The sequence below is a fragment of the Aeromonas sp. QDB62 genome, assembly GCF_027705695.1.
Classification (GTDB): domain Bacteria; phylum Pseudomonadota; class Gammaproteobacteria; order Enterobacterales; family Aeromonadaceae; genus Aeromonas; species Aeromonas allosaccharophila.
Genome location: NZ_JAPDCD010000002.1, coordinates 137,881 through 155,928, shown reverse-complemented (window position 1 = coordinate 155,928; position 18,048 = coordinate 137,881). Strand labels below are relative to the sequence as shown.

Below are 18,048 nucleotides of genomic sequence, written 5' to 3'. Positions count from 1 at the left end.
AGTAAGCAAAGCGCGACTGCCGACCGGCAGGCGCGCTTTTTCTTTGTCGGGTGAGTCGCTTGCATAGAAAGAGAAAAGCCGTCCAGGTTGGGGACGGCTTCTGGATGATAGGTATTGGCTACCTTGTCCGGATCAGCGCTTGCGCAGCAGCCGCAAGGCGTTGGCGGTCACCAGCGCGGTGGCGCCGGTATCGGCCAGCACCGCAATCCACAGGCCGGTGATGCCGAGCAGACTGGTAACCAGGAAGATAGCCTTCAGTCCCAGCGCCAGCGCGATATTCTGGTGAATATTGGCCAGTGCCGCCCGCGACAACCGGATCATCGCGGCGATGCCACCGAGCTGGTTATGGGTCAGCGCCGCATCGGCGGTCTCCAGCGCCACGTCGGTGCCGCCCCCCATGGCGATGCCGATGCTGGCCCGCTTCATGGCAGGGGCATCGTTGATGCCATCGCCGATCATCGCGACTTTCTGCGAGCTGGCCAGCTTGGCGATCTCTTCCACCTTGTTCTCCGGCAGCAGACCGGCACGCCAGCCCATGCCCAGCTCGGTGGCGATCGCCTCGGCGGCACGGGGGTTGTCCCCGGTCAGCATGATGCTGTTGAGCCCGAGCCGATTAAGCTCTTGCAGCGCAGCCGCCGCCTCTGGCCGGATCTGATCCCGCAGCGCCAGCAGGGCGACCGGCAGCGCCTGGTCGCCGCGGCTCTGGCAGAGCACCACGACAGTTTTGCCCTGCTGCTCCAGCGTACCAATCCGGGTCTGCTGTTCCGCATTCAGGGTCGCTACCCGGCTCGGTGCCAGCAGTTGCCACAGCTCGCCATCGATACGCCCCTCAACCCCCATGCCCGGCAGGGCACGCAGGTCGCGGGCGTCGGCCAGCGTAAGCCCCTGTTCGGTCGCGTTGGCGACCACGGCGCGGGCCAGCGGGTGGTGGGAACCCTGCTCGATGGCAGCCGCCAGTGCCAGCAGTTCGGTTTCCGGCTGGCCATTAAGGCTCACCAGCTCGGTCAGTTGCGGCTTGCCCAGAGTCAGGGTGCCGGTCTTGTCAAACGCCACGGTATCGATATGAGCCAGTCGCTCCAGCGCGGCACCACCTTTGATCAGAGCCCCCTGACGGGTGGCCGCCGCCAGTGCCGAGGTAACCGCTGCCGGGGTGGAGATGACCAGCGCGCAGGGGCAACCGATCAGCAGCAGCGCCAGGCCGCGATAGATCCACTCATCCCAGCTCTGGCCAAAGACAAGGGGCGGCACCAGCACCACCAGCAGGGCAACCAGCATCATGGCCGGGGTGTACCAGCGGCTGAAGCGGTCGATAAAGCGCTCGATGGGGGCGCGCTGGCTTTCGGCCTCCTCGATGAGGTGCAGAATGCGGTCGATGGCGTTGTTGCCGGGCTCGGAGACGACTTCAAGACGTAGTACCCGATCGGCCGCCAGACTGCCGGCCGGCACCTTGTCACCCTGGCGGCGTTCCACCGGAATGGATTCGCCAGTCAGGGCGCTCTCGTCAAACCCACCGAGCTCATCGAGCAGACGGGCATCGGCGGCCAAGCGGGCACCCGGGGCGATTTCGATGATATCGCCGGGACGCAGCTGATCGGCAGCTACCTCTTCCCGCACCTCGCCCTCGGCAGTGGTACGGATGCGCAGCGCCTTGTCGGGCACCAGCGCCATCAGAGCGGTCACCCCGGCCCGGGCGCGTCCGGCGGCGTAGGCCTCCAGATGTTCCCCCAGCATAAAGAGCAGCAGCACCATGGCCGCTTCGGCGGTTTCACCGAGGAACAGGGCGCCCAGCGCTGCCACCGTCATCAGGGTCTCGATGGCGAAGGGGGAGCCGCTTTTGGTCAGCGCCCACGCCTTGCGGGAGATAGGCCACAGACCCCACAGGGTCGCCAGGGTAAACAGCGGCTTACCGATTTCGCTCGGTAGCAGAGCGGCGACCAGCATCAGACCCGCCAGTGACAGGGGCTGCCAGTATTTGCCCAAAAAGTTGCCGAGCGCCTTGCCAAACAGATTGCCCAGCAGGGTCGGTTGTGAAGCTTGCTCGCGGCCAGCGGCCTGCTTGCCAGCGCTTTCCCCCTTGAGCTGGAAACCGGCGGCCAGTACGGCGGCGGTGACGGGATCGGGGGAGAGGCCGGGGGCCAGATCCACAACCAGCTTCTCGGTGGCAAACAACACGCGCGCCTGCTGCACGCCGCTCACCCGGCTGACGGCGGTCTCGATCTTGCGAGCGCAGCTGGGGCAGTCCATCCCCAGCACCTGCCAGCTGTGGCGGCTGTTGCCTTGCTCTGGCGCAACCAGCGGGTCGGCAGGTGGCATATCGTGATCATGTTCATGATCGTGAGCCGACGATAAGGGGGCACTGCAGCACGCTTGATCGTGGCAACCTCCTCGGGGAGGCTCATCATCCCCGGGGGATTCATTGCCGTCACGGGATGCGTGCTCATGAGGCGATGTGGCTGAACCGCCACTGACGGGCGTAGCGTTGTCGCAGCAGTGGCTATCGTGGTGATGTTCACTCTGGCCGGAGGCCGCCTTGCTGACGGCCTTGATGGGGGCGGCGTGCTGATGATTGCAGCAGGATTTGCTCATGATGAGTCCCTCTTGATGGATCCCGCCCCTGCGAGATCCCTGATTACTGAGGGGGAGTCTAAACCTTGGTGTTAAGTCCAAGGTCAACCCCTTTTATTCCCCTGATGTTGTCGGGTGTTTGTGAGGTCGTGACAGGCTTATACTGGGGCACAGATTTTTACTACACCAATAAAAAGGACATAACACATGAGCAACTCAGTCACTCTGCAAGGCAACCCGGTTTCCGTCGCGGGTCACTTCCCGGTCGCCGGTGAGCAAGCCAAGCCCTTCTCCCTGGTGGCCAAGGATCTCTCCGATGTGACCCTGGCAAGCTTTGCCGGTCAGCGCAAAATCCTGAACATCTTCCCGAGCGTCGATACCCCGACCTGCGCCACCTCAGTGCGCAAGTTCAACGAGCAGGCCAGCGCGCTGGATAACACCGTTGTGCTGTGCATCTCCGCCGATCTGCCGTTCGCCCAGTCCCGCTTCTGCGGCGCCGAAGGTCTGGACAAGGTGGTGACCCTCTCCACCCTGCGCGGTGCGACCTTCATGGAAGATTACGGCGTTGCCTTCTCCTCCGGCCCGCTGGTCGGGCTGACCGCTCGCGCCATCGTGGTGTTGGATGGTGACAACAAGGTGCTGCACAGCGAGCTGGTCGCCGAAGTGGCCGACGAGCCGAACTACGCCGCCGCGCTGGCCGTGCTGTAAGGCTGCAAGCCATAAAAAATCCCGCTTCGGCGGGATTTTTTATGCGGGAATGGCCTGTTCAGGGCGTTGCGGGCGGGGTGGTCGCTGACTCAGCCTTGGCGGGAGGAGATGGTTGCCACTCCACATAGGGGCGGTGGATCTTCTGGTAGATCTCGGCCAGTTTGCCGCTGGCGGCCAGCTGGTCGATGGCGTTGCGGAGAAATTCATCCATCTCGTCACCCGCCGCCCCTTTCTGGATGATGAAGACATCTTCGAAATCACCGAAGAATTCGCGGCGGATATTGGTCAGCCCCAGATGCTTCAGCATCAGGTCGGCCTCCTCTTGCGCCCAGACAAAGGCGTCGATACGCCCACGGGAGAGTTTGCGCAGTGACTGTTCGATGCTCATCGAGCGCTGCACCGGGAAGGGCATATAGTCGGGAACAGCCTCGATCAGCTGATCCCGTTTGGTGGGGATTATGCCGTAGGCCATATCTGTGCTAACCGGATGGGTGGTATTGCTGTAAATCACATGAGCCACCTTGCCGAAACTACGGGTGCTGAAGCGATAGGGCAGCATCTCGGCATCTTTGAGGTTACGGATGGCGGGCAGGCCCAGGTCAGCCTTGCCGGCAATCACCCCCGCCATGGCGCGTGCGATGGGGTAGATGGTGATCTTGATGGTCACATCGGGGTAGAGATCATCGATGGCGTGCACCAGATCGACGAAGGGGCCTGTCTTGTCGGCATTGATCAGCCCCGGCAGCTCGCCAAGGTGGGCATTGAGAACGCGCACCGGTTTCGGTTGCTCTGTACCCTTGTCGCTCGCCGTCGTCTGCGACAGGCCGAGCGTCGCGCTGCCGAGCAGGGCAGCCACGAGCAGCAGGAGGGGGAGGTGTCTGGTCATGGCGGGTCTCTCTTGGCAAGGTGTCAGGTGAAGTGTAGTCAGCCTGCCGCCCGCACCGTGCGGTCGGTCCATGGTGGATAGGGTTTTACTTCTCTCCCCCCGCTCACTAGACTTCGCCTCCCACTTCTTTGTTGACGTAGCGCCATGACCTTTAGCGAACTAGCCCTCCATCCCGCCCTGTTGGCCTCTTTGCCCGCCACCTTGCAGACGCCGACCCGCATCCAGCAGTTGGCTATTCCGGCGGCACTGGCGGGGCAGGATCTGCTGGCGCTGGCCCAGACCGGCAGCGGAAAGACCCTGGCGTTTGGCTTGCCGCTGTTGCAGCGGCTGGATCCCGCCTCCAGTCTGGTGCAGGGGCTGGTGCTGGTGCCGACCCGCGAGCTGGCGATCCAGGTCACTGCTGCGCTAAAAGAGGGCGCCGAGGCGTTGGGGCTGCGCATCGTTACCCTCTGTGGTGGTGTGCCTCAAGAGCGGCAGCAGGCCGAACTGGCGCAGGGGCCACAGCTGCTGGTGGCGACGCCGGGGCGGCTGCGGGATCTGCTGACCCAGCAACTGCTGGGGCTGGATGGCCTGCAATTGCTGGTGCTGGATGAGGCGGATCGTCTGCTGGAGATGGGTTTTGCTCCCGACATCAAGGCGCTGCTCGGTTTTATTCCGGCAGATCGCCAGACCCTGCTCTTCTCTGCCACCCTGCCTGCCGAGCTGGAGGCACTGGCCAACGGCCTGCTGCGCGAGCCCACCCGCATCGAGGCCAACCCCCTCAACAGCGTGGTGAACGAGATCGAAGAGCGGCTCTATCTGGTCAACAAGAGCAGCAAGGTGCCGGCGCTCATCAGCTTGCTCAAGGATCAGGCGTGGCCGCAGGTGCTGGTCTTTATCAGTGCGCGGGATGATGCCGACGGGGTTGCCAGAAAGCTGGCCAAGGCGGGCATTGCGGTGGCCGCCCTCCATGGCGAGAAGGAGCAGGCGGTGCGCGAGCAGGCGCTCAATGATTTCAAGGAGAGTCAGGTGCGGGTGCTGGTCGCCACTGACCTGATGGCGCGTGGCATTCATGTGGAGGCGCTGCCGGTGGTGATCAATCTGGACTTGCCCGCCAGCGCCCCTGTCTATGTACACCGCATTGGCAGGACCGCCCGGGCTGGCCGTGAAGGGCTGGCCATCTCGCTGGTCTGTCATGGCGAGAGTGACATGCTGCAAGCCATTCGCACCCTGACCGGCCGCGAGCTGCCGCTGGGCGATCTGGCCGGATTCCCGGTCACCGACCAGCCCGCCAGCGGCGAGGGCAAGCGCCCGGCTCGCGACAAGCAGGCCAATCGGCGCACGCAGGCCAAGCGTAGCGTCAAGGCGTTCAAGGGCAAGACGCCACGCGGCTGAGATCAGGCCCGTGCCAGCGGGTAGGTAAACAGCGCCAGATGGGCGAAGTTGAAGGCGAAGTGCAGCAGGATCGCCACCGTGAGTCGCCCGCTCAGCTGGAGTGCCAAGCCGTAGCAGATGCCCGCTAGCGTGGCGAAGAGAGCCAATAGGGCGCCACCCGCCAGATGACCCGCCCCGAACAGGCTGGCGGCCACCACTATGCCAATCCAGGGGCGGTAGCGTTCGGCCAGCCCTTGCTGGATCGCCCCCCGAAACAGCGCCTCCTCCGCCACACAGGTGAACAGCAGGTTGTTCAGCGCGAACAACCACCACCAGTGAGGCAGCCCCACCTCCGGTTTCAGTGCCCCCAACTGCCAGGCGATGACCAGCAGGGCGGCCAGCGGCAGCAACAACAGGGCCAGTGGGCGCCAGCAGATGCTGCCTCCCTTGCCGAGCAGCGTCGGGCAGGCCAGCAGCAAGCCAAACAAGAGCAGCGGCTTGTCGAGGTTCAGATACATATTGAACGGCACGCTGGCGGGGCCTGCCAGCGCCTGATCCAGTACCTTGAAATTGCTGAATCCGGGGATCAGATGCAGGGTCAGCGCTACCGCCCATATCAGCAAGGCGCCCCATGCGATGGTACGGCCATGGCCGGGCAGTGAGGGCAGGCGCCAGGCTAGCAGCAGTGCGGCCAGTGTCACCAGCAGGGCGGTCGGAGTGATGCGAGCGAGCCAGAGCGCCAGCAGCAGGGCTACCCCCAGCAGCAGGAAACCGGGCCGCCGTTGCCGTGCCAGACAGAGCAGGGTGGCCAGCGCCAGCGCTCCCCAGATCAGTGTGTCGGGTAGGGGTAACATCGGAACTCCTTTGTAACAAAAGGGCCGCACCTTAGCAGGAGCATCGGCGCAAAGGCAACCAGAGCGGGTTATCCGGGCCAGCCTCCTATACTCAACAAGAGAGTAAAAAGAGGGATGGTGATGAAGCACTATGGCTGGTTGTTCTGTTGTTGGTGTGGATGGTTGTCATGCGCCCCCTTGTCGCTGGTGACCGGGGAGTTCTCACCCTATTCCGGGGCTGCGCTGCCTGATGGCGGCCTGAGTACCCGGCTGGTCACCACCCTGCTGCGTGAGGCGGGCTATGACGAGCTGAAGGTGGAGTTTTTGCCCTGGAACCGGGGTTACGAGCTGACGCGCAACGGTCTGGCGTCCGCCACCTTCCCCTATGCCTGGACGCGCGAGCGGGCCAAGCTCTTCTATTACAGTGCCCCCATCCACATCAATTACCTCTCCTGGTTCAGCTATCGCGCCAGCGATCGGGTGCTCGATGGCAAATGGCAGGGATTGCGGGTCTGCATTCCCGCAGGCTGGAGTACCAGTCATGCGGATGAGGTCATTGCCCGTTTTTCCTTGCAACTCACCCGCCCAAAGAGTCTGGCGCAGTGCTTGAAAATGCTGGAACTCAAACGGGTTGATCTGATGCCGATGAACGATGCGGTGACGGCAGAAGCCAGCATGCAGGTGTTCGGTGATCCCAACTATCTGCAACCACTCCCCTATTTTCGCCAGCGCGATACCTTCTATCTGCTGGTTTCGCGCAAGTTGCAAGGGGGGCATGAGCTGATTGAACGCTTCAACGAGGTGCTGGCTGAAGCTCGCGCCAGTGGTCATTACGACAAGCTGGTTCCCGGAGCCTTACCCCGGTTGCCCCGTTGCGATAGATGATGAGTGGGGGAGCATAAAACCATCAAGCCGGAGCCGTGACTCCGGCTTGATGGATCTTGGAGGGGCATCACAACGCAGATATCGGGATGCCGTGAAGCAACGGTTGACCGGTATGGAGGGCTTGACGTGCCCAGATACTGATAACAGCGTCAATTGTCGGTGTTGCGGCTAATATCAGGATCGTCTCCCTGTTCGCATGCACTGAATTTCAGAGGTCGGGATGAAGCACGGTTGGTGGCTGCTCGGTTGTTGGTGTGGATGGCTATCCAGTGCCCCGTTGACGCTGGTGACCGGCGACTATTCCCCCTATTCCGGCGCCGATTTACCGGAGGGCGGGCAGAGCACCCGACTGGTGACCAGAGTGCTGCACACTGCCGGCTATCACGATCTGGTTGTGGACTATCTGCCCTGGGCCCGGGGCTATCAACAGGCCCTCAATGGTCTGGCCACCGCGACCTACCCGTATGCTCGCACCCGCGAGCGCGAGCTTGATTTCTATTACAGCGATCCCATCCATCTCGATCACCTCTCATGGTTCACCTACCGAGGCAGTCAGGCAGTGCTGGCTGGCCGATGGCAGGGGTTGAAAGTCTGTATGCCTCTGGGCTGGCGTTCCAGCAACTTTGATAGCGTGGTAAAGCAGTTCGGGTTGATTGTTCAGAGCCCCAAGACCCTGACGCAGTGTCTGCAGTTGCTGGCGCGTCAACGGGTCGATCTGATCACCATGAATGATGCCGTGATGGCGGACGCCAGCCTGCAGGCATTTGGCGACCCCTGTCATTTGCAACCCTTGCCCTATTTTCGCGAGGCCGAGGCACTCTATCTGATTGTCTCGCGCAAATTACCCGATGGGGCCGATGTGGTACGGCGCTTCAACCGCGCGCTGGCAACATTACATGCCAACGGAAGTTATGATGAGCTGGTAGGGGGGCGTAACGGCGGGCGGTGCCATCTATGGCAGAAAAAATAAGCCGGAGCAATCGCGCCGGCTTATTTGCATTCAGAGGGGGGATTAGCGGCCGGATTCGGCGATCACGCGGGCGATGATATCGGCGCGCTTGCTGGCTTCCAGCTCACCCAGAGCGATCAGGCCAGCCTTGAAGATGACATTCTTCGGCAGGCTGACGTCGTCCAGGGTGGTGATGGCTTCAACGTGCATGCCGTTGAGGCGGCTTGCATCGCGCGGGCTCAGGTTGACCTGGGTGTTCATCACCTGCTTGCCTTTCTTCTTGGCAGGCGCAGCGGCTTTCTTGGTGGATTCCTGTTCTTCGTCTTCCGGCAGTTCGTCATCAAAATCGTAAATAGACATAGTCAATCCTGTTGAGTTAGGCAAAAGGGCATGTTTGCCCGACATATTCATTTCGTATTTTAACCCGATATCGGGTCAATCAGCCCATATCCTCGTTACGGATAAAGGCGCGCCAGGAGGCGAGCACCTGGGCAAAATCTTCCAGCCCGCACATGGCCAGCTGTTCATCATCGTAGTAGGCGAGATCGTCGAGATCCTCATCCAGCTCGATATTGAGGGCGTTGGCTTTCACCTCCGCCTCTTCGTGGGTCAGCAGCAGGGAGTAGTCACCGCCATTGAGCCGGTATTCGACTCGGGTGCGGTTGGATAGCTGGTCAATGATGGCGAAGAGCTCGTCGAGCTTCTCTTCATCCTTGCCAACCTCGTCGATCAACCACTGACCGATGGCTTCATGGCCCATGGAGAACCGGGCGCGATAGCCACCAAACGGGTCGCGGCGAAATTCATAATCCATAGCACAGTCCAGATCGGAGGGATGGGCCATCACGGGCAGGCGGGTGCAAGCACGCAATTCCTGCTCCATGGCGGGGCCCACATCGGGTAAAGTGGCCTATTCTAGCGATCCCCCTCTCGCTTGTCTTGATGATGTGGCATCTTTGCGCCCATGTGCTCTGAATCGGCCCGTAGTGGCACCGCCAGATCAGCCCCATGTCCGGAGATGTTATGCAGCTAAACGATAACCTTGCCCGCCAGATCGTCGCACGGGCGATGAAGATCCTCTCCTTTTCGGTCAACGTGATGGACGAACGCGGCCTCATTATTGCGTCCGGCAATCCGGAGCGGATCCATGAGCGCCACGAAGGTGCCGTGCTGGCGCTGACCGAAAACCGGGTGGTGGAGATCAGCGAAGCGACCGCCTTGCAGCTCAAGGGGGTGCGGCCCGGCATTAACCTGCCTATCGCCTATCAGGGGGAGCTGATCGGGGTGATCGGCATCTCCGGCGACCCGGATGAAGTGCGTGCTTACGCCGAACTGGTGCGGATGACCGCCGAGCTGATCCTGGAGCAGGCGGCGCTCACCGAGCAGTTGCAGTGGGACAAGCGCCACAAGGAGGAGCTGGTGCTGCAGCTCATTCGTGGTGAGGGGCGAGTCGATCAGTTGCAACAGGCGGCCCGTTTTCTCGGGCTGGACTTGGCCCAGCCTCGGGTGGTGGCGGTGCTGGCGCTGGAGGAGGCCGACCCTGCTCGTCTGCGGGAGCTGGTCCATCAGCTGGAGAACCCGGAGCGGGACAATCTGGTGGCCATCAACGGGCTCGACGAGATAGTGGTGCTCAAACCGGCGCAACTGAGCGAGGGGGTCTGGCAATCAGCGCAGGAGCGCAGCCGGATCAAGCAGTTACTGGCGCGCATTCCCCACTTCAAGGTGCATATCGCGGTGGGCGATTACTTCGCCGGGATCGACGGGCTGGCGCGCTCTTACCAGACGGCGCGGGATACCCTGCGTCGTGGCATGCGGCAGGCGCCGCGCAAGCAGGTCTACTTCTTTGAGGACTATCGCTTGCCGGTGCTGCTGGGGAGTCTGATGGACTCCTGGCAGGCGGATCAGCTGCGTGCTCCCTTGCTGAAACTGGCCGAAGAGGATAGCAAGGGGGCGCTGCAGAAGACCCTGTGCCACTATTTCTTGCAGGATTGTGATCTGCATCGCTGTGCCGAAGCCTTGTTCATTCACCCCAATACCCTGCGCTATCGGCTGGGTCGGATCGAGCAGATAACCGGGTTGAATTTCAACAAGTTAGACGACAAATTTCAGCTTTACCTGGGGCTTAATCTGAGCATGTAATTGTTGGTAATTACAATTAATATGCTTTTTAGCGCCTGTTATTTGTCGTTTCGTCTAAAGATTTATCGTTTTGCATCCCCATAATGGCGAGCACTCTATCTATTCAAGGTGTCCGTCATGATCCCGGTTACAGCCCTTGGCGCCATCGCGGCGCTCTCCATCGCCATCATCCTCATTTTGAAGAAGGTGCCGCCCGCTTACGGCATGATCGTGGGAGCCCTGGCCGGTGGCCTGATTGGCGGTGCCGATCTGACCCAGACCGTCGCCCTGATGATCGGCGGCGCCCAGGGGATCACCACCGCGGTGATGCGGATCCTGGCGGCCGGTGTGCTGGCTGGCGTGCTGATCGAATCGGGTGCGGCCACAACCATCGCCGAAACCATCGTCAAGAAACTGGGTGAAACCCGCGCCCTGCTGGCGCTGGCGCTGGCGACCCTGATCCTGACGGCGGTTGGCGTCTTCGTGGACGTGGCCGTCATCACGGTTGCGCCCATTGCGCTGGCCATCGCCCGCCGTGCGGATCTCTCCAAGGCGGCCATCCTGCTGGCGATGATCGGTGGCGGCAAGGCGGGTAACGTCATGTCACCCAATCCCAACGCCATTGCCGCGGCTGACGCCTTCCATCTGCCCCTCACTTCGGTGATGGCTGCGGGCATCATCCCGGGTCTGTTCGGTCTGGTGATGGCCTACTGGCTGGCCAAGCGTCTCAACAACAAGGGCAGCAAGGTCGCGGCCGACGAGGTAGTGAGCTTCGAGGGCACCAAACTGCCGGGCTTTGCCGCCGCCATCAGCGCACCGCTGGTCGCCATCCTGCTGCTGGCTCTGCGCCCGGTCGCCGGTATCGTGGTGGATCCGCTGATTGCACTGCCGCTCGGTGGTTTGGTCGGCGCCCTGATGATGGGTAAATTCAGCAAGGTGAACCAGTTTGCGGTCTCCGGCCTCGCCCGCATGGCTCCGGTCGCCATCATGCTGTTGGGTACCGGTACCCTTGCAGGCATCATCGCCAACTCCGGCCTGAAAGATGTGCTGATCAGTGGCCTGACCGCCTCCGGTCTGCCTTCTTACCTGCTGGCGCCTATCTCCGGTGCTCTGATGTCGCTGGCGACTGCCTCGACCACCGCCGGTACCGTGGTGGCCTCCAACGTCTTCAGCTCCACCCTGATTGAACTGGGGATCAGCAGTCTGGCCGGTGCGGCGATGATCCATGCCGGTGCCACTGTGTTTGACCACATGCCCCACGGCTCCTTCTTCCACGCCACCGGTGGCAGCGTCCACATGGGGGTGGGTGAACGCCTGAAACTTATCCCTTACGAAACTGCAGTCGGTCTGACCATTGCCACTGTCTCCACCCTGATGTTTGGCGTGTTTGGCCTCGCCTAAGGAATTGATATGAAAATTGTTATTGCCCCCGATTCATTCAAGGAGAGTCTGAGCGCCATGGCGGTGGCTGATGCCATCGAGGCTGGTTTCAAGCAGGTGTTGCCGAATGCCACCTACGTCAAATTGCCGATGGCCGATGGCGGCGAAGGCACGGTGCAATCGCTGGTTGATGCCACCGGTGGCCGCATTCTGCCGGTCGAAGTGACCGCACCGCTTGGCAACAAGGTACAGGGTTTCGTCGGCCTGCTGGGTGATGGCGAGCGTGCCGTCATCGAGATGGCCGCCGCCTCCGGCATCCATCTGGTTGCTCCCGAGCAGCGCAATCCGCTGCTCACCTCCAGCTTCGGTACCGGTGAGCTGATCCTGGCCGCGCTGGAGATGGGGGTGAAGCACCTGATCCTCGGTATCGGCGGCAGCGCCACCAATGACGGCGGTGCCGGCATGATCCAGGCACTCGGCGGCAAGCTGCTCAAAGCCGATGGCTCTGCCATCGAGCTGGGCGGTGGTGGTCTCAGTGAGCTCGCGACCATAGATCTGAGCGGTCTGGATCCGCGCTTGAGCGAGCTGGTTATCGAGGTGGCGTGCGATGTGAACAACCCGCTGTGCGGCCCGAAAGGTGCCTCCGCGGTGTTTGGCCCGCAGAAGGGGGCGACCCCGGAGATGGTGGCGCAGCTCGATGCCAACCTCTCCCGTTATGCCGACTGTATCGAACAGGCGCTCGGCTGCCGGGTGAAGGATATTCCGGGTGCGGGCGCTGCCGGTGGTATGGGGGCCGCGCTGGTCGGTCTGCTTGGTGCCGAGCTCAAGCCCGGTATCCAGATTGTGATTGAAGCGCTGAAGCTGGCCGAGGAAGTGGCCGACGCGGATCTGGTCATCACCGGTGAAGGTCGCATCGACAGCCAGACCATCCACGGCAAGACGCCAATCGGTGTCGCACGCTGTGCCAAGCAGTTTGGCAAGCCGGTGATCGGTATCTCCGGCTGCCTGACCGACGATTGCGGTGTGGTACACGAGCACGGGCTGGACGCGGTGTTCGCCGTGGTCAACCGCGCCATGTCCCTGCCGGAGGCGTTGGCCACCGCCAGCATCAATATCGAGCTGACCGCGCGCAACGTGGCCGCGCTCTATCGGTTGCCTCGCTGATATTTGGGTCTATGCCTGCTACCCGGGCATCGACCATCCCTCGCCCCGTGAGGGGGCCTTTCTCATCTGATGAGAAATCCGGTTGCCCTTAGCACTTTTCGCCGACCCTTCGAGGTCGGCTTTTTTGTCTCCTTCGCGTTTCCCGTATCCTGCCCTGCCACGGGTTTCTATAGGCGCATCTCTCCCTTTACGGCATAGTGGTCGTACCAAGTACAAGGAGAGACGCATGTTCCTGCTGACCCTGGGGGTTGCGCTGTTTACCCTGATCCATCTCTACCCCTGTTTTGCCGTGGCCCATCGGGCGCGGCTGCGCGAGCGGCTGGGTGAGAATCGCTACAAGGGGCTCTTCTCCCTGCTGGTGTTTGTCGCCATCGCCTGCATCATCGCCGGCTGGCGGTCGGCCAGCGCATTACCGCTCTACTTCCTGCCGGATTGGGGGCCGATGACCATGACGGTGATGATGCCCTTTGCGCTGATCCTCTTCTTCTCCGGTCAGGGGTCCAACCATCTGCGCCGCTGGCTGGTGCATCCCCAACTGCTCGGCACCCTGCTGTGGGCGGTGGCTCATCTGCTGGTCAATAGCGAGGCGCGATCTCTGGTGCTGTTTGGCGGTATCGGGATCTGGGCGCTGGTGAGCATCGTCTGGATTTCGGTGCGGGACTGGCAGCGATATCCCCGTCCGGCAGCCAACTGGACGGGCACCGGCATCAGCGTCGGTGCGGGATTGGCGGCCACCGCGTTGCTGGTCTTCTGGGGCCACGACTGGCTGACCGGCATTCCCCTGCATTGAGCGTGAACTGCGGCTCTGGTAACCGCGTATGATGGATAAAACAAAAGGAGTCTTGGCGATGAAATGGTTCACTCTGTTGCTGTTATTGGGTGCTGGTGCGGCCTCTGCGGCGTGCCCCGATTATTTCAATGTGGAGATGCGGGAGCTCAACAACTCTCAGCGCCACAACCTCTGTCAGCTGACCGAGGGCAAGGTGGTGCTGGTGGTCAATACCGCCTCCTATTGCGGTTACAGCGGCCAGTTCCGCGATCTGGAAAAGCTCTACCAGAGCTACAAGGATAAAGGGCTGATTATTCTCGGTTTCCCCTCCAACGACTTCTGGCAGGAGGCGGGTAACGAGACAAAGACCGCCGAGGTGTGTCGCCGCGACTATGGGGTGACCTTCCCGATGTTCAATCGGGTGGCGGTACGCGGCTCCGATGCGGTGCCGCTGTTCAAGGGGCTGGCTGCGGCCGCAGACGGGGATGAGCCGAACTGGAACTTCCACAAGTATCTGGTGGGGCGCGATGGCAAGCTGATCGCCAGCTACGGCGCCAACCAGAATCCGTCTGACGATCCCCTCAAACTGCAGATCACCCGGGCGCTGGGGCTCTGACCCTACCCCTTGGCGGGCGGCTCTGGAATAATGGGCGCCCGCCACTCACTCTGGTTATCTTGTGCTGCAACGTCTTCCCCAAATGGTCATCTTCGATGCGCTGGTGCGCGAGCAGGGGATCTCTGCTGCCGCCCGTCGTCTCGGGGTCTCCAAGTCCCATATCAGCAAGCAGTTGGCGCTGCTGGAGACCACCCTCGGCGCCCAGTTGGTGCAGCGTACCACCCGCCGCTTCGCCCTGACCGAGCTGGGGCAGGAGTATGCCCGTCATTGCCATGCGCTGGTGGCGGTGGCGCAGGAGGCTGACTCCATGATCGCCGAGCGGCGCGGCAAGGTGAGCGGCGTGCTCCATCTCGGGGTAGGCCAATCCTTCGGTCGTTTGCACGTCATTCCCCATCTCAAGGCGTTTCAGGACTGCTATCCCGAGCTGGAGCTGGAGGTCTCGCTGTTTGACCACAGAACCAGTCTGGTGGATGAGGGGCTGGATCTCTGGATCACCACTTACGAAGACAAGCCGGAAGGGCTGGTGGGGCAGCGGCTGGCCGACATCGGCTTCGTACTGGCGGCCTCGCCGGATTACCTGCTGAGCCACGGCACGCCGCTCCATCCGAAGGATCTGGCCCAGCACAACTGCATCACCTACCAGAGCCGGGAGCGCCGCTATCACCAGTGGGCGTTTCGTCAGGGCAAGGAGCGCCAGACGGTGCAGGTGGCCGGCAACTATCGGGTGGATATGGCGGAAGCGGTGCGGGATGCGGCGCTGGCCGGTCTCGGCATCGCCTATATCGCCAACTACCTGCTGGACAAGGAGCTGCAGAGCGGTCAGCTGATCCCGCTGTTGCCCCAGTGGCGGCCAAATCAGCAGATGGCGGTACACGCCGTTTACGCCCGGCGCGAGCATCTGGATCCCAAGATCCGTCTCTTCATCGATTTCCTCAAGGCCCGCTTTGGTCCCGAACCCTATTGGGAGCAGCGGTTGGCCCCCTGGCTCGGCGGTAAATTGTCCGGCAGCGAGGAATAATCGTTTCCATATAAAAACACTGGCTTTCGCGTGATACTAAAATTGAACCAAATCAGCCAGTTGGCGCAACCGATATCGTGAAAACGTTTTTGCTAACAGAGCTGTAACCAAGCGGACTTGCAGTGACGGGGTGAGAGGCGCAGAATCCGCGCCCATCTTTTGCCCCACCTGATGGAGTCCCTATGATTGCCCTGCTCGGCATCCTGAGTATCCTGGCGCTTGCCGTGATCTGCTCTGATAATCGTCGTCGTATCCCGCTGCGAACAGTTGGCTTTGCCCTCTGCCTGCAAGTCATGTTTGCCGGTCTGGTGCTCTGGCTGCCTGCCGGTCAGCACGTGCTGAACGGGGTCAGCGAAAGCGTCAGCAGCGTGATCGGTTATGGTCAGGAGGGGATTGCCTTCCTGTTCGGTGATCTGGCCAAGTTCAAACTGGGCTTCATCTTTGCCTTCAACGTATTGCCGGTCATCATCTTCTTCTCTGCAGTGATCGCCATCCTCTACCACATCGGCATCATGCCGCGGGTGATCGCCCTGCTGGGTGGTGGTCTGCAGAAGCTGCTGGGTACCGGTCGTGCCGAGAGCCTCTCCGCGACCGCCAACATCTTCGTCGGCATGGTGGAAGCGCCGCTGGTGGTCAAACCCTACCTCTCCAAGATGTCAGATTCCCAGTTCTTCGCGGTGATGAGCTGCGGCCTCGCCTCGGTCGCAGGCGGTACTCTGGTGGGTTACGCGAGTATCGGTGTCGAGCTGAAATACCTGATCGCCGCCGCCTTCATGTCGGCGCCTGCAGGTCTGGCGATGGCCAAGATTTTGGTGCCGCCTGAGGCTGAAGAAGTTGACCACTGTCAGGATGTAGAGATCCCCCGCGCCACCAACGTGATCGAAGCGGCGGCCGATGGCGCCATGTCCGGCCTCAATATCGCGGTGGCAGTCGGTGCGACCCTGCTGGCCTTCGTCGGCGTGATCGCCATGCTCAATGGCCTGCTCGGTTGGGCTGGCGGTCTGGTAGGGCTGGATCTGAGCTTCCAGATCATTCTGGGCTGGCTGTTTGCCCCCGTCTCCTGGCTGATCGGTGTGCCCTGGGAGCAGGCGCAGGCCGCTGGTGCCCTGATCGGTACCAAGATCGTGGTCAACGAGTTCGTCGCCTTCATCGGTCTGGTACAGGATCAGACCCTGAGCGAGTCGAGCAAGGCCATCGTCACCTTCGCCCTGTGCGGCTTTGCCAACATCTCCTCCATGGCGATCCTGATCGGTGGTCTCGGCTCCATGGTACCGGAGCGCAAATCCTTCATTGCCCGTTACGGCATGCGCGCCATCCTCTCCGGCGTGCTGGCGAACCTGATGAGCGCCTGTCTGGCCGGTCTGTTCCTCGCCCTGTAACAGCGGCTGCACGGAATGGATGCAACAAGGGCGCCGCGATGGCGCCCTTGTCATATGGAAAAAAGAAGCCCCGACCTTGGTCGGGGCTTCTTGTTGCTGCTCAGTCGACGTAGAAGGTCTGCTGGAAGGTGAGGTTCTGTTGCTGCCCGCTGCCCATGATCTTCAGGGTGAACTGATAGGTATCTTCGTTGCGGTAAGGGAGGGTCGCCAGATAGTAGATGGCATCGCCCTCTTTTACCTCCTGAAAGCTCAGGGTGCGGATGGTGCCGGTCAGGTTCTTGGCCTCACCGGTGATCCCCACGGCTTGAGCCACTTTCTGCTTGTCCTGTACCGCGATATTGATGATGGCGTTGTAGCGGCTGCGCTCCAGTCCATACGCCTTGGCAACCTCGGGGGTGAGGAAGCTGGAGTTGAAGGCGTTGTAGTGCACCAGCCAGGGCCCCAGCTCCTTCATCTGTTCTGCCTTGAGCGGCAGGGTCATCAGCAGTGCCAGCAGGCCACTCATCCAGGCTGTTTTCATCTGTCATCCCTCTCATATCTACGGTTGGCGCAGGCCGATTCATTCAGCCTTGCGCGTCATTCAGCAGTGCACTCACTTCTTGCGGCAACTGTTTGGGGCTGTCGATGGCGACGGTTTTGTGTCGCCCCAGCTCGCCCCGCACTATGGTGACCTGTCCCTTGGCTACCTTGAACTGCTTGGCCAGAAACTTGATCAGATGACTGTTGGCCTGGCCATCGACCGGCGGCGCCGTGATGGCCACTTTCAGCTCTTCGCCATGCAATCCGATGATCTGATCCCGACTCGCCTTGGGCTGGATCACCAGATGCAGTACCAGTTCATCCCCTTGTTGCAGGACGGCTGGCATCAAATCATCCACCACAGCTGGCCGAACAGGTCACCCAGCAGGTAGTTGATGGCTTGCAGGCCGATAAAGGCGACCAGTACCGACAAGTCCAGCCCCCCCAGTGCCGGCAGTACGCGGCGGATAGGGGCGAGGAACGGCTCGGTCAGCTGATGCATCACGTATTCGATGGGGTTGCGGCCCTGGCTGACCCAGCTCAGGATGGCGCGGATCAGCAGTACCCAGAAGATCATCGAACCCGCTTTCTTCAGCACGGTCAGTGCGGCGAACAGGCTGATGCTGAGCCAGTCCGCCAGTAGCACGTTCATGCTCTTGAGCAGGGCCAGCTTGGCAAAGGCGATGACCAGCGCCAGCATCACGGAGGCGAGATCGATGCCGCCAAAGCCCGGGATGACGCGGCGCAGCGGGATCACCAGCGGATTGGTCAGCTTGACCACCATCTGGCTCATCGGGTTGTAGAAGTCGGCGCGGGCCCACTGCAACCAGACGCGCAGCAGGATCACCATCAGGTAGAGATCGAAAACGGTGTTAATCAGAAAGTAAGCAGTGTTCATCTGGGCTC

At 61.6% G+C, this 18,048-nt stretch carries 19 protein-coding genes; 11 read left to right on the top strand and 8 right to left on the bottom strand.

The features are described from left to right. Positions 1-132 precede the first annotated feature (132 nt). Positions 133-2,586, bottom strand: coding sequence for a zinc/cadmium/mercury/lead-transporting ATPase (locus OKC27_RS01820; RefSeq protein WP_182938740.1), 2,454 nt, complete (start codon positions 2,584-2,586; stop codon positions 133-135). 186 nt (positions 2,587-2,772) lie between these two features. Here OKC27_RS01820 and tpx point away from each other — a divergent pair, with 186 nt between their 5' ends. Next, positions 2,773-3,273, top strand: coding sequence for a thiol peroxidase (gene tpx, locus OKC27_RS01815; protein WP_182938741.1), 501 nt, complete (start codon positions 2,773-2,775; stop codon positions 3,271-3,273). 58 nt (positions 3,274-3,331) lie between these two features. On the opposite strand, the gene OKC27_RS01810 is transcribed toward tpx, so the two are convergent. Then, positions 3,332-4,159, bottom strand: coding sequence for a transporter substrate-binding domain-containing protein (locus OKC27_RS01810; RefSeq protein WP_182938742.1), 828 nt, complete (start codon positions 4,157-4,159; stop codon positions 3,332-3,334). A 144-nt stretch (positions 4,160-4,303) separates the two neighbouring features. Here OKC27_RS01810 and OKC27_RS01805 point away from each other — a divergent pair, with 144 nt between their 5' ends. Next, positions 4,304-5,533 (top strand): DEAD/DEAH box helicase, encoded by a 1,230-nt coding sequence (locus tag OKC27_RS01805; RefSeq protein ID WP_182938743.1) that lies wholly within the window; start codon positions 4,304-4,306, stop codon positions 5,531-5,533. A gap of 2 nt (positions 5,534-5,535) precedes the next feature. Here OKC27_RS01805 and OKC27_RS01800 read toward each other — a convergent pair whose 3' ends face one another. Continuing rightward, positions 5,536-6,366: a CPBP family intramembrane glutamic endopeptidase gene (locus OKC27_RS01800; RefSeq protein WP_182938744.1), complete on the bottom strand. Its 831-nt coding sequence runs from the start codon at positions 6,364-6,366 to the stop codon at positions 5,536-5,538. Positions 6,367-6,552: 186 nt separating this feature from the next. Here OKC27_RS01800 and OKC27_RS01795 point away from each other — a divergent pair, with 186 nt between their 5' ends. Together OKC27_RS01795 and OKC27_RS01790 are read left to right on the top strand one after the other, a co-directional pair. Then, positions 6,553-7,230, top strand: a complete 678-nt coding sequence (locus tag OKC27_RS01795; protein ID WP_270805907.1) for a substrate-binding periplasmic protein — start codon at positions 6,553-6,555, stop codon at positions 7,228-7,230. Positions 7,231-7,450: 220 nt separating this feature from the next. Beyond that, on the top strand, positions 7,451-8,200 hold the full coding sequence (locus tag OKC27_RS01790; RefSeq protein WP_182938745.1) for a substrate-binding periplasmic protein: 750 nt from the start codon (positions 7,451-7,453) through the stop codon (positions 8,198-8,200). A gap of 42 nt (positions 8,201-8,242) precedes the next feature. On the opposite strand, the gene OKC27_RS01785 is transcribed toward OKC27_RS01790, so the two are convergent. Further along, complete coding sequence (locus tag OKC27_RS01785) at positions 8,243-8,539, bottom strand: hypothetical protein (RefSeq protein WP_033135544.1); 297 nt, start codon at positions 8,537-8,539, stop codon at positions 8,243-8,245. A 79-nt stretch (positions 8,540-8,618) separates the two neighbouring features. Further along, complete coding sequence (locus OKC27_RS01780) at positions 8,619-8,993, bottom strand: YacL family protein (RefSeq protein ID WP_042656337.1); 375 nt, start codon at positions 8,991-8,993, stop codon at positions 8,619-8,621. Positions 8,994-9,202: 209 nt separating this feature from the next. Here OKC27_RS01780 and OKC27_RS01775 point away from each other — a divergent pair, with 209 nt between their 5' ends. The 7 genes from OKC27_RS01775 to OKC27_RS01745 all read left to right on the top strand — a co-directional run bounded on the left by OKC27_RS01775 (position 9,203) and on the right by OKC27_RS01745 (position 16,623). Beyond that, complete coding sequence (locus OKC27_RS01775) at positions 9,203-10,318, top strand: sugar diacid recognition domain-containing protein (protein ID WP_182938746.1); 1,116 nt, start codon at positions 9,203-9,205, stop codon at positions 10,316-10,318. Positions 10,319-10,435: 117 nt separating this feature from the next. Then, complete coding sequence (locus OKC27_RS01770) at positions 10,436-11,698, top strand: GntP family permease (RefSeq protein ID WP_058059709.1); 1,263 nt, start codon at positions 10,436-10,438, stop codon at positions 11,696-11,698. Positions 11,699-11,707: 9 nt separating this feature from the next. Continuing rightward, the gene (locus OKC27_RS01765; protein ID WP_182938747.1) at positions 11,708-12,841 is read left to right on the top strand and encodes a glycerate kinase; all 1,134 of its coding nucleotides are present in this window, start codon (positions 11,708-11,710) and stop codon (positions 12,839-12,841) included. A 226-nt stretch (positions 12,842-13,067) separates the two neighbouring features. Continuing rightward, entirely contained in the window at positions 13,068-13,631 is a 564-nt protein-coding gene (locus tag OKC27_RS01760; RefSeq protein ID WP_182938748.1) for an NnrU family protein, read from the top strand. Between the two features lie 58 nt (positions 13,632-13,689). Further along, on the top strand, positions 13,690-14,226 hold the full coding sequence (locus tag OKC27_RS01755) for a glutathione peroxidase (RefSeq protein WP_182938749.1): 537 nt from the start codon (positions 13,690-13,692) through the stop codon (positions 14,224-14,226). An 82-nt stretch (positions 14,227-14,308) separates the two neighbouring features. Then, positions 14,309-15,244: a LysR family transcriptional regulator gene (locus OKC27_RS01750; protein WP_042063184.1), complete on the top strand. Its 936-nt coding sequence runs from the start codon at positions 14,309-14,311 to the stop codon at positions 15,242-15,244. Between the two features lie 182 nt (positions 15,245-15,426). Further along, complete coding sequence (locus tag OKC27_RS01745) at positions 15,427-16,623, top strand: NupC/NupG family nucleoside CNT transporter (RefSeq protein ID WP_042063182.1); 1,197 nt, start codon at positions 15,427-15,429, stop codon at positions 16,621-16,623. 100 nt (positions 16,624-16,723) lie between these two features. On the opposite strand, the gene OKC27_RS01740 is transcribed toward OKC27_RS01745, so the two are convergent. From OKC27_RS01740 to OKC27_RS01730, 3 genes are read right to left on the bottom strand one after another with little or no spacing between them, the layout of a single operon-like run. After that, on the bottom strand, positions 16,724-17,143 hold the full coding sequence (locus tag OKC27_RS01740) for a DUF4426 domain-containing protein (RefSeq protein ID WP_182933454.1): 420 nt from the start codon (positions 17,141-17,143) through the stop codon (positions 16,724-16,726). Between the two features lie 43 nt (positions 17,144-17,186). Then, positions 17,187-17,489, bottom strand: a complete 303-nt coding sequence (gene yggU / locus OKC27_RS01735; protein WP_005341417.1) for a DUF167 family protein YggU — start codon at positions 17,487-17,489, stop codon at positions 17,187-17,189. Then, on the bottom strand, positions 17,489-18,040 hold the full coding sequence (locus tag OKC27_RS01730) for a YggT family protein (RefSeq protein WP_270805890.1): 552 nt from the start codon (positions 18,038-18,040) through the stop codon (positions 17,489-17,491). Before OKC27_RS01730 ends, yggU begins: the two co-directional genes overlap by 1 nt. Positions 18,041-18,048 lie beyond the last annotated feature (8 nt).